This is a genomic window from Niastella sp., from assembly GCF_045805085.1.
In the GTDB taxonomy this organism is placed as follows: Bacteria; Bacteroidota; Bacteroidia; order Chitinophagales; family Chitinophagaceae; genus Niastella.
On sequence record NZ_JBJMLX010000259.1, the window covers coordinates 1 to 13,775 of the forward strand.

At 48.8% G+C, this 13,775-nt stretch carries 2 protein-coding genes; both read right to left on the bottom strand.

Features of this window, described 5'->3' with window-relative positions; all coding sequences use genetic code 11:
* Nucleotides 1-5,730: amino acid adenylation domain-containing protein (locus ACJ751_RS13485; RefSeq protein ID WP_407746022.1), on the bottom strand; the 5,730-nt coding region annotated here is incomplete at its 3' end.
* Nucleotides 5,727-13,769, bottom strand: a complete 8,043-nt coding sequence (locus ACJ751_RS13490) for an amino acid adenylation domain-containing protein (protein ID WP_407746023.1) — start codon at nt 13,767-13,769, stop codon at nt 5,727-5,729. The genes ACJ751_RS13485 and ACJ751_RS13490, both read right to left, overlap by 4 nt.
* Between the last annotated feature and the right edge of the window lie 6 nt (nt 13,770-13,775).

Sequence of the window (13,775 nt, forward strand, 5' to 3'; positions counted from 1 at the left end):
AAATGACTGTTGCTCATTGTTGGGATCATACAAGTGCATAATGGAAGTGACCGTTGTCTCCGTAGGCCCGTATTCATTATAAAAAGGATGATGCGCACTCCATCTTTCGGCCAGGTCTTTCGGGCAGGTGTCTCCTCCCGCGATGACTCTTTTCAGATAAGTATATTTTTTGACTGGCAGCATGGCCAGGATCCCCGGTACCAGGTGAACATGCGTGATCTGGTGATCATCAATAAATGCTTCGAGCTTTTCCGGCTCCAGCAACACCGCCTTATCGATCATGGTTAGCCGCGCTCCGCTGGTGAGCGCGATAAAGATTTGCTCTACCGAAGCGTCAAAAGAGACATCGGAAGCTTGAAGCACATTGTCTTCCTCACTGATGCCGAATGCAGCCCTTTGTGCTACAATCAGGTTCACGACCGACCGGTGTTCTACCAGCACGCCCTTTGGTTTTCCGGTAGAACCGGAGGTATAAATGACATACGCCAGGTTGTTAGGCTGGTTGACCTGAATGGGGTCATTCAGTCCTTCTGCTTTCTGAAACTGATCATAGTCATTCAGCCAGTTTTCATCAATAAACAACTGGCATCCGCTGTCTTTGATCATGTAATCGATGCGTTCCGGTGGGTTGCCAGGATCTACGGGCAGATAAGCGCCGCCACTTTTCAGAATAGCCAGTATCGTTATAATCAGTCTTTCCGATCTCTCCAGTTTTATTCCGATCAGATCGTCCGGTAGTATATGACAGGTTGTTCTGAGATGATGCGCCAGCTGATTCGATTGTTCATTGAGCTCCCGGTAAGTCATTGTTGTATTCCTGTATGCCAGGGCAACCCGATCGGGCGTTCTTGCCACCTTTTCCTCAAACAGCTCCACAATCGTTGCCGGTCCATCGGGCATCTTTACAGGGACCGGATTAAATGCTGTGAGCAGTTGCTGCTTCTCCACTTCCCCCACGAGCTCTATTGTATGGAGTGCCCTGTCGGCCGGGTCGGTTAGAAAGGATAGTATGGTCATATATAAGCCCCCTATTTGTTCGGGGGTAAAACCGCCTTTCATCTTTTTCCCCATGGTGATCCCAACACTGAATCTACCGCCGGTCATGTTAACGGTCAGGTCAAGAAAAGTATTGGTCACTCCTTTACCCGCAATCTCAATCCCAGCAACTTGCTGTCCGTAGCCATTAGGAAGTTTATTTTCAATCTCATTGTATGCGTGAAAGTCGACATAATTGAAAATGACATCAAAAAAAGGATTGCCCGTTCCCTTTGTATGCAATCGCGCAATCTCCAGCAGACTCAATCGTTCTTTGTCTTTTAAGGCGATCAGTTTATTATACACTCTTCTGGTGAGTGACGTGCATTTTTCATCGCTGCTGATCTCCATACGCAGCGGGATCGTATTTAAAAAGCAGCCCAGTACCTTATCTCCATCTTCGCAATCCGGCCTGGTATTCGTTACGACACCCACTACTATTTCTTCATTATAGCTCAATACCTGCAGCAGGTACAGGAAGGCGCTTAATGAGATGGCTTTTATACTGGTATCCAGTTTGCCTGCCCGGGTTTCCAGTTTCTTTACCATACTCCTGTCAGGAACGAAATGGTATCTTCCTGAAAAATCTTCACTGGTGAAAAGCTCCGGTTTTTTAAAGCCGGCCAGTTCATCCTTCCAGAATGTACGCACCGACTGATCCATTTTATCGATCTCCTGCCGGATCACAAATTCCTTATAATCCGATCGCAGTTTCACGGGTCTATAATCCGGCTCCTCTGCCAGCCGCAGGTAGAGGTTATTCAGTTCTGTCATGAACAGGGCATCGCTCCAGCCATCGATAATGGCATGATGACATTGGGAAACGAATACGATCCTGTTTTCCCCGATATTAAATGCGGCCATCCGCCACAAGGGTGCTTTTGCAGTATCGAAAGGGCGCTGCAATTCAGCCCGGAGAAATGATCTTATGGTAGCTTCCTGTTCTGTACTGTCAGTGCCGGACAGGTCGGCATAATGCACGTCCACGGGTATTGTCCGATGCACCAGCTGTACCGGCTGCTCAAGATTGCTCACATCGAAGCTTGTCCGCAATATGGAATGTTTTTCAACGAGCAATTGTATGGCCAATCTGAACCTTGTACTATCAAATGCAGGGAAGACCCGTTGATGGACCATTTGATCGTGATAGATAGTATACCCATCGTTCAATAGCGACTCATAGACCATCCCTTTTTCGATGTCGCTCATGGGATAGACATCTTCTATTTTTTGCCTGTTCGCGATATGATCATAGGATAGTACCCGCGTCTTCAATACATCCATTTGTGCGATCACGGCCGCTCTCATAGTTGTATCTGCTTCCTGTCTCACCCCGATGTACTCTTTATGCTGCAGCACATGCATCAGGATACTTTCGATCGTATTGTGTTTATAGACTTCGGCAACCGGAATTTCCAGATCCAGCTTTTTCCGGGCTGCAGCTACCATTCTCAGGATCTTTATGGAGTCGCCGCCCATTTCGAAAAAACTATTCCTGACACCGATCTTTTCTTTACCCAGAATTTCCTCCCATACCTCTGCCAGTTTCGCTTCCGTTTCATTTCGGGGAGCAATATATTCCGTACCACCGCTGATACCTTCCCCGGTGTATTCGATGAGTTTTTTCCTGTCTACTTTGCCGTTAGGTGTCAATGGGAATTCTCCCAGCCGGATGAAATGGGCCGGGATGGCATGTTCAGGAAGGATCCTGCCGAGATGACCTTTTATTTCCGGCACCGTTAGTGTATCCGGACCGGTCACAAACGCCGCCAATTCCTTATTTCCTTCTTTATCGGGTCTGGCCACTACGATGGCAGCATCGATGGACGCATGTGTTTGCAATGCGTTTTCCACCTCTCCCAGTTCTACCCGATAGCCTCTTATTTTTACCTGGTCGTCCATACGTCCCATGAAAACGATGTTTCCGTCCGGCAACCATTTTCCCAGGTCACCGGTCCTGTACATTCGTTCACCCGCTTTGAAGGGATTGGTAACAAACTTCTTTGCGGTCAGGTACGGTTGATTTAAATATCCGCTGGCCACACCCCTTCCACCTATGCAAATTTCTCCCGGTAAGCCTACCGGAAGGACTGATACGCCATCCCGGAGAATATACATTTGCGTATTGTGAATCGGTTTGCCTATGGTTAAAAAAGGTTGCTGCCCTTTTTCATATTTATAAACACTGCTCCATACGGAGCCTTCCGTAGGGCCATATTCGTTGTACAGGACACAATCCTGCATGGCGGACAGGCTATAATGGTAATTTACCAATTGTACAGAACAGGTTTCTCCTGCCACGATGACGACTGAAAGCGCGTTGTTTGTATCGGCCAGTTCAGACAGCAATACCTGATATAAGGAAGGAACAGTAAGCAAATGACTGATCCCGTTCTTTACAATATATTCAGCGACCCAATGGGCATTGGCCGTGTCTGTTTTTTTTATGATGCATAATGTACCGCCTGTGCAAAGCGTACCGAAAATGCCTGCTATGGAGCTGTCGAATGCATAAGAGGACATTAGTAGAAATTTCCGGACACCAGGATATATCTCCATCCGGGACACCAGGGAATGCATCAGGTTGCCATGATCTATCAGTACGCCTTTGGGGTTGCCGGTAGAACCGGAAGTGTAAATGATATAGGCTATATGGGCAGGATCGGGATTGCTGTACTCCAGTTGGTCATCAGGCATATCCAGCTGAATATCCAAAGCAAAAATAGCCCCGTCATAATAGTCGAGATCAAACAGGTAATCCGACTGGGTCAACAATACTTTTATCTGCGTATCCCGGATGATGAATTTTTTTCTGGCCTGGGGATAGTCAGGGTCTACTGGCACGTAAGCCGCACCGGACTTTAAGATCCCCAGGATGCCGATGATCATTTTATCCGATCTGTCCACCATGATCCCAATCAGGTCATTGCCTGTGATGGCATAATTCTTTTTCAAATACCCGGCCAGTCGGTTCGACAGGTTGTCCAGCTCTTTATAGGTGTGCGATTCTCCTTCGAATACCAGGGCCGGATGATCAGGATGCAATAATACCTGTCTGTTAAAGAGGTCCAGCACGGTTTGGTTGTTAGGGTATTCCAGCTGCCCGCCATTAAAATCCGTCAGGATCTTTTGCTTTTCGTTTGCATGGAGGCAATCGAGCAACACGATCGTTGTTTCGGGGCTCATTACGATAGCTGCCATCAATTGCTCCAGGCAAGCGCCCAAACGGGTTATCCCCTCGTGCGTGTAAATACCGCTGTTATACAATATGCCCAGGAGCAGTTCATCCCCGGCTTCCACGAAATTAAATACTATGTCAAAACGGCTCGTACGCGATTGTTCGCCCTCATAGTTACGCACCTGCAGGCCACCGGCGATTGAATTATCTTCCGCCTTCAGCATTCCGCTTTGTCCCAATATCACCTGCACGTCGAACAGCGGGTTACGACTCATATTTCGCTGCATGTGCAATGCCTCTACCAGTTCTCCGAAAGGATACAGCTGATGTTCGTAGGCGCCCAGCGTAACCTGTTTGGCCATTTCAAGCATCGCCCGGTAATTATTATTCCGGCTGAATTGCATTCTTAGCGCCAGCGTATTTACATAATAACCGATCTGGTCTTCCAGATCGGCATGGCCCCTGCCGGCGATCGGGGTGCCGATAACGATATCTTCCTGCCCGGTAAATTTGTTCAATAAGGCGGTTACTGCTGCCAGTAACCCCATGAATAAGGTGGCGCCCTGCGCTTTACACAAAGCTTTGATACCTTTCGCCGTATCGGCACCGATCCTGAAACTAAGTTCTTCTCCATTATAGGTCTTCAAAGGTGGCCTGGGTTTATCTCCTTCCAATGCCAGTACAGGAAGGTCTCCCTGGAACTGCTGTAGCCAGTAAGCCTTATGCGCGCTTTTGGCAGCGCCGCTCAACTGTTCCTGCAGCCAGGCCACATAGTCCCTGTATTGGATCCGTAATGGCGGTCTGTCATCAGAACCACCCTGCAGTGTAGCGTTATAATAGTGCAATAATTCCCTTAGCAGTATTTCCATGGTCCATCCATCACTGATAATATGATGCATGACATAGCTGAAGATATACCGGTGATCTTCTATCTGCCAGCAATCGGCCCTTAATAAGGGTCCTTCAGCAAGATCGAACGGCATCAGCGATGACCGGCGGAGTAACCGGCTTACCTGCGCTTCCTGATCGGTTTCGTTTCGCAGATCCCAGTAGCCGATCTTAAAATCAATCTCTTCCTTTGAACGAACGAATTGCCTGATTACTCCCTGTTCGTCCTCCCTGAATACTGTTCGAAGGATCTCGTGCCGTTTCAGCAGGTTATTGAATGCCGATGATAAAGCGGCTATATCGAGCTGTCCTTCGAACTCATACACCTCCCTGATATTATAGCCCACATTGCTTTGTTCATGCTGACATACTATCCAAAGCATCTCCTGCGAAGATGACAAAGGATAATGACCGGCTTCGGGTGTAGCGGGAATATGCAGGCTGTATGAATCGTTGAAACCGGACTGGTCTGCATTTGATAAAAACTGTAAAAGCTCGTTACTTTTTGCCTTCACTTCTGCAATCAGGGCGGGGTCCAGGTTAGTGTCATTGGCAAATAGCTTCAATTTGCCATCTACCACCTCCAACAGGATATCCTGCTCCTTCAGTCGATTGAGTAGCTCTCTCATAGTTCTATCTCCGTTAGTTTCTCTTTATTTTGTTTTTGTTTCTTTTGGTCAAGGATAAAATCGATCTGCACTGCTATATTTTCTATTGTCGGCTCCCTGAATATGCTTTGTATCCTGATCTGTACGAGGAAGCTGCTGTTGATCCTTGAAATAAGCTGTGTCACCTTGAGGCTGTGACCGCCGATCTCAAAAAAATTATCTTTTACGCCTATCCGGTCCTTACCCAGGATCTGCTGCCAGATAGCGACCAGTTTTTCTTCGATGTCGTTGCGGGGAGCAACAAATTCTATGTCCGATAGCAGGCTCCGGCCTTCGGGGTCGGGTAACGCCCTTCTATCTATCTTGCCATTGGGCGTCAATGGGAATGCGGAGAGCAGGACATAGTAACCAGGGAGCATGTATGCGGGAACGATCCGGCTTAGATGCGCATGTATAGCCGGGGCGGTGAGAGTGTTCTTACCTGTAAGGTAGGCAACAAGCTCCTTCTCCCCGGAAGGCTTTACTTTTGCAATGACCACAGCTGAATCTATGTCCGGATGACTCTGTAATGCCTTCTCTATCTCTCCGGGTTCTATGCGGTATCCGCGGATCTTGACCTGTTCGTCTTTACGTCCAGTAAAAACAATGTTGCCATCCGGCAGCCATCGCCCCAGATCACCCGTTCTGTAGATCCTTTCTCCCGGCAACCATGGATGTGGAATGAATTTCTCTCTTGTCAGTTCTTCATTATTCAGATATCCCCGTCCTAATCCTATTCCTCCCACGCAGATCTCACCGGTGACACCGACAGGGCAAAGCTGCAGCCGCTCATCGAGAATATAGGCCGTACTATTATTAATGGGCCGCCCTACAGGAATGTCTGTTGTCTCCTTTTCGATCGGATATGTCAGTGAGAAAGTGGTATTCTCCGTAGGGCCATATCCATTCACTATTTTCAGTATGGGATAACAACGCAAAAGATTATTAATATGCACGGCCGATAGTTTATCTCCGCCGGCCAGCAGGGTCCGCAAACCGCGAAAGACCTCGATATCCTCTTCAATCAGTTGGTTCAGCCAGCCAGCGGTGAACCACATGGTGGTGACCCCGCGGTTTCTTATGAGGCTTTTTAACTGTGCAGCATCTAACAACACATCCTTGCTGCACATGATCAGGCTGCCTCCGTTCAGCAGCATCCCCCAGTATTCAAAGGTGGTGGCATCAAATGCGACGGCGCCGGTGGATAGCAGTATTTCCCTTTCGCTCAATTCAGCATAATTCGCGGGTTTTACCAGTCGCACAACGCTCCTGTGCTCCACCATTACGCCTTTGGGTTGGCCGGTAGAACCAGAGGTGTACATTACATAGGCCAGGCTGGCCGGTGATGCAATAGCCGTCAGATCTTCCTTTGGCCAATGCTCTGTTACGGCTTTGATCTCTTCCAGCATGGCTTCATCGATCAATATTTTGCATTTACTCTCCGCCAGAATATGTTCGATTGTATCCTTTGGATAGTTTGCATCAACGGGAACATAGCCTGCGCCGGATTTCAATACACCCAATATGACGATCAGCAGCCAGTCACTCCGTTCGAGGTGTATTCCGATAAGATCATCGGCCCTGATGGCATATTGGTGTCTTAACCAGGCTGCCAGTTGATTGGCTCTTTCATTCAGGGCCCTGTACGACCATTCCCGGTTGTCAAATGCCAATGCCATCTTATCCGGCATCAGCGCTGCCTGTTCTTCAAAAAGCTCCTTCACGGTCTTATCCTTTGGCCAGGCGACTGAAGTGTTATTGAAACCCTCCGAAAGGGCACGTTTTTCCTCCTGCCGCAAATAGTCCAGTTGCTGAAGCGGGATGGATGGCCGTACCAGGATGTCTTCCAGCAATGCTTCCAGGTGATCTCCCAACCGAAGAATGGTGGCCTGGTCGAACAGATCGCTATTGTATTCGATACGGAGATCGATACCCGCATCCTTTTCCAGGAAATTGAATAAGAGATCGAACTTGCTGTATACCTGCTCCCCTCCCCGGAGTTCGGTGACTTGCAGTGCGGCCTGAGTATTTTGTCTGTTGAGTTGGTCGAGCTCCGTATTTTGCAATACGACCATCACGTCAAATAAGACACTTCGGCTCATGTCTCTTTGCAAACCCAGGTCATTGATCAGTTCATCAAATGGATAGGCCTGGTGCTCAAATGCATCCAGTGTAATCTGTTTTATTGTTTCAAGCAAGGCAAGAAAAGATTCTTCACCCCGGAACTGCGTTCGCAATACCAATGTGTTCACATAAAACCCAATCTGATTGTCCAGATCTGTGTGGTCCCTTCCTGCCGTTGGGCTGCCAATAAGGATATCCTGCTGTGTAGTATACCGGTACAATAAGGTATTGACCAGCGCCAGCAACCCCATGTATAAGGTGCAGCCCTGTTGAGCGCATAGCTTTTGCAGCCCCTCGTTTTGTGCTGTCTTCCATGTCTTTTGGATAGCCCCTCCTTTATAGGTTTTTACCTCAGGACGGGGCCTGTCTCCTTGCAGCTCCAATACCGGTAATGCACCTCCCAGCTGATTCAGCCAATATGCTTTATGACCGGCTGTTGTTTTTTCGCTCAATTGCCCCTGCTGCCACACAGCATAATCCTTGTACTGGATCCGCAATGGCGGGAGCGGGCTGATGCCGCTTTGCCGGTGGCTTTCATAAAATGCCAGTAACTCCCGGAAGAATATGCTTTTCGACCATGCATCGCTGATAATATGATGCATGCTATATGTAAAGAAGTACTTGTGGTCTCCTGTTTGGTATAGATGCGCGCGTATCAGTGGTCCGGTTGCCAGATCAAAGGGTTGCCGGAATGATTCACCCATCTCCTGCTCATACGCCTGCTGCCCATGCTGACGCAAATCACTATACACCAGCCTGAACCCAACCCCTTCCGGTGAAAGGATATATTGTCTGACAGCGCCATCCCCGTCCTGCCGGAATACCGTCCTCAGCGTTTCATGCCGGGTGATGAGGCTGTTGAAAGCATATTCCAGCGATGACCGCTGTAAGTCTCCTTCCAATACATACGCCCCGGATACGTTATAGGCTGTATTACCGCCTTCAAACTGACTTAAAATCCATAGGCGGCGTTGGGCAGAAGACATTGGATAACCATTACTATGCGCCGCCAGCGGTATCTGCACAAAGACTGCTTGTTGCGCCTTCGCGATCAACATGGCCTGATCTTCCAGTACGGTTGTTGAAAAAAGGTCCTTAAACCCGATGGCCACTCCGAATTGCTGGCGAATACGGCTGACCAGGCGCATCACTTTTAAACTATGACCGCCCAATGCAAAAAAATCATCTTTATACCCGATCCTGTCCCTGCTTAACAGGTCATGCCAGATGACAGCAAGCCCTTGCTCGGTTGCCGTACGGGGCGCCCGGTAACCTGTTTCGTCTGCCACCGGCGCACTCACAGGGTCGGGTAACCGTCTCCTGTCTATCTTGCCATTTGCTGTTAAAGGCATTTCTGCCAGTTCAATGAATCGCTGCGGTATCATATAGGCCGGCAGTTTGCTACCAAGCCAGTGTTGGATAGCTTCCACATGCCCGCAGTACCAGGCTATTAACTCTTTTTCTCCTCCCGGAACCGGTTTGGCCAATACGAAGGCCGAACGAATGTTTTCATGCTGACACAATACACGTTCGATCTCGCCCGGCTCGATACGATAACCGCGGATCTTTACCTGGTCATCTGTACGGCCGAGATATTCGATCTCGCCACCGGGAAGCCACCTGCCCAGATCTCCTGTTCTATATATTACTTCGCCTTCCCTGAAAGGACTGGCTACAAACTTTTCACTTGTTAAATCCGGCCGATTCAAATATCCCCGTGCGACCCCTGTACCCGAGATGCAAATTTCTCCAGGAATCCCGACCGGGCAAAGTTGCCTGCTGCTGTCTACAATATAGACACGACTATTACAAAAGGGGGAACCCAACGCGACCCTGCCGGCACTCTCCGGGAGCGAGATCCGCTTCAGCAATTTTCCTATAGTTGTTTCCGTTGGACCGTAATGATTGTATACGGCGCAATCCTCATGATGCGTCTTCAGGAGACCGATAACATCTTCCGTCAATGCTTCTCCGCCAAAGATCAAACATTTGGCAGGGGCCCATACTGTATCGCCGTGCTGCAATGCCCGCCAGTGTGAGGGTACTATTTTCAGACAATCCAGTAGCTGAACACTCATTTTATCCGGCTGCATGACGTCTGTTGCTGAATATACATGCAGGGTTCCTCCCAACAGCAGGGAAGGATAGATAACGGTATTCCCCAGGTCAGCCGCAAGTGTTGATACCAGACCAAAGGTTGCACAACTGCTGATATTGGTGGCATCCACAATGCCATAAAAATAATCTACCAGTGACCGATGTGCTATCATTACGCCTTTGGGAAGGCCGGTGGATCCTGATGTATATAAGACATAAGCCAGGTCGCTTACTTCGCGACTGACAGGAGGATTTTCTTTAGAACCTGTAAGCGCTGCTGCATAATCCGCCTGTGTTACGAGCGCTCTGATGCCCGCATCCTTTATCATGAATTCCTTTCTTGCTGCAGGAAGGTCCGGGTCCAGCACCAGGTATGCGCCGCCGGATTTCAAAATACCCATCAATGCGATGAAAAACTGTGGCGACCGATCAAGTAAGATACCCACCAGGTCATTCGCTCCGATCTGGTACTGGTTTATTAAATAGTGCGCCAGCTGGTTGGCCTTCTCATTTAATTCCACATAACTAAGCGTATCCTCTCCAAAAACAATCGCGTTCTTATCAGGCGATCGGATCACCTGCTCTTCAAACAGGTCTACAACTGTCTTATTGCCGGAATAGACCTTGTCTTCCCTGTTAAAAATGCTGATGATCTGTTCTCTCTCTTTCGGGCTGGTATACACTAGTTCCTTTACCGGCAAACGGGGATCCTGCAGGATGGCGGACAGCAATGTCTGCAGGTGTAAGACCAGCCGTTCTATTGTGCTGCTATCAAAAATATCACTGTTATATCCGATGTTCACCTGAAGATCGTCTTCAAATCCGACAAAGACAAAGGTGAGGTCAAATTTATTGGCAACCGGTTCCGCCCCTTCATAGCTGCTTACGTTTACACTGCCCAGCTGCGCGCCTCCTAGCCGGTGCGTGGTGGCGGGCTGCAATACAAGCAGTACGTCGAACAGGGGATTTCTGCTTCTGTCATGATGCATGTCCAGCTCGTCTATCAATTCATCGAAAGGGTATAGCTGGTGTTCCAATGCGCCCAGGGTCACATGCCGAACGTTCTTGAGCAGCTTGATAAAACTATCTGTTTCCCGGAAACGCGTTCTGAATGCAAGCGTATTCAAATACAGGCCGATCTGGTTCTCCAGATCAGGGTGCTCTCTTCCGGCAACAGGACTGCCGATGACAATATCGTGCTGGTTGGTATATCTGAATAATAATGTATTTACTACTGCAAGCAGCCCCATGAACAGGGTTGCCTCCTGTTGCTGACACAGGGCATTGAATTTCCTGCTCAATCCGTGATTGAGCCTTGCCTGGATCATTGCCCCATTATATGTTTTTACAGCAGGACGTGCCCGGTCTCCCGGCAGATCCAATACTGGTATTTCGTCTTCAAATTGTTGCAGCCACCAGGTCTTTATCTTTTTCAGCCGTTCTGCGCTTAGTTGCTCCTGTTGCCACACCGCATAATCTTTATATTGAATGGCAAGAGGAGCCAGGGATGCGTCGCTGTTATTGATGGCTGCATTATAGTATTGCAACAATTCCTGGATCAGGATATTCATCGACCAGCCGTCGCTGATGATATGGTGCATGTTATAAACAAAGATCCATTTACCGGTTTCCACCCGGTACAAAACTGCCCGGAGCAATGGGCCTTTTGCCAGATCGAAAGGCCGGCTGAATTCATCCTGTACCAATTGCCTTACCTGCTGTTCGCGTTCTTCGCGCAGATCCCGAAGAGACAAATGAAATCCTGCTTCTTCCGGTGAAAGGATATATTGTCTGACGGTGCCCTGCTCATCTTCTCTGAATACGGTACGCAGGCTCTCATGCCGTTCGATCATCCTGGCAAAAGCCTGTTCCAATGCTGCCCGGTCTACCTCTCCATCGAACAGGTAGGCTGCCGGCATATTATAAGCGATATTCCCTTCATCAGACTGGCTTAGGATCCATAGTCGTCGCTGGGTCGGCGTAATAGGGTACGAAGTTTGGATTGGCGCCGGTGCCATGTTGACCAACTGTTGTTTTTCAGCTTGCCGGATGCGTGCTGCCTGCTTCTGAATGGTCAGGTTATTAAATAATTCGCTCAGCGTGATTCGGACATCAAATTCCCGGACAATCCTGCTGATAAGTTGCATCATGGTTAACGAGCTGCCGCCAGCTACATTAAAAGTATCATCAGTCGAAATTGGTTTGTCGCCCAGGAGGCTTTTCCAGACAGACAGCAATCGTTCCTCGGTTTCATCGGCAGGCGCGATGATCTCTTTGTGAATGGGTGCGGTTGCAAGGGCCGCATAATTAATTTTACCGTTGCTCAGCAAAGGGTATTCGGCTACCGGCACGATAGCCGCAGGTATCATATAGGCAGGCAGCCCGGCTTCCAGATACTGGCGCAAGGCCGTTTCTATTCCGCCATCAGGATGAGTATCCGTAGGAAAGGATGTAATAACAAAGGCAATCAATGAGCCATTTCCGGCCCGACCGTTTTGCCCGTTCTGCAGGACAACGACGGCGCTTTTTACCAGGCCGGAACGGATAAGCGCTGTTTCAATTTCATCAGGTTCTATACGAATGCCGTTTAGTTTGATCTGTCTGTCTTCCCTGCCGATTAGATCCAATCTGCCATCGGGCAATCGCCGGGCGATATCACCCGTTTTAAAACAAATCTTTTCATCCGGCTCATCCGGGTTGACAACCACGAATTTTTCGCCCGTCAGTTCCGGCGCATTGAGATACCCTTTAGTACTATAAGCGGTTTGAATATACAGTTCACCTGGAACGAGTGTACTACATGGTCTGCCGTTTTTATCGAAAAGGAAGAATGTAGTACCGGAAATAGGATAACCGATCGGAATCCTCGACTGATGGGCATCGGCCGGCATTAGCCTGTAACAGGACCTGATCATGGTGGTTTCCGAAGGTCCATATAAATTGACCAGTTGTATCCTGTCGTGGAAGACAGCATACCAGCGAATCAATTCCGAAGGGATTATTTTTTCTCCTGACAGCAGGATGTACTTCAAACTTATGAACCTGTTGGGAAGCAGGTTTTCAACAATGATGGTGCGAAACAGGCTTGGAACGCAATGGATCTGGGTGATCCGCTCCCCATCGATCCAGTCGATCAGGTTAAGCGGCTGGAGAAAATCATCTTCTGGCGGAGGTATGCAAATAGTTCCGCCTGCCAGCAATGGAACAAAGATATCCCGGAGGAAAGCATCAAAAAAGGGGCTGATGAACTGACTGCACCGGCAGTCGCTGTTCAGACCGAATTCATCGATCTCCCATTTTATAAAGTGCAGCAGACTGTCGTTCCTGCCTACGATCCCCTTGGGCCTACCGGTAGAACCTGAAGTAAAATAAATGTACAGGCTGTCCCCACCGTCATAGGCAGGCTCGTCGTAAGGAGGCAGGACAGAAGAAATGATATCTTCAAAATAATAGATTTCCGCAACAGGTAATTCTCCGGTGGAGCGGGGACAGATGAGGTGCTGCAGGTCCAGGTCGCTGATGAGGGAAGCCCTTCGGGCAGCTGGCCATTTGCTGTCGATCAACACGAAAACGCACCTGGCATTGATCACACCGATCATAGCGCTGATCAGATCGACCCTGTCGTTTAGCAGGATCCCTATGACGGTTTCCTTTTCCACTCCCTTGCTCAACAGGCATGCTGTTATGGCTTCTGAAGTCTGGTACAGTGCCGAACGGGCAATCGATTTCCCATCGTATTCGATGGCCGCCTTGCTGTTTCCTTCTGCCAGTGCAGCCTTTAATTCCTTCTGAAAGAACATAAGATA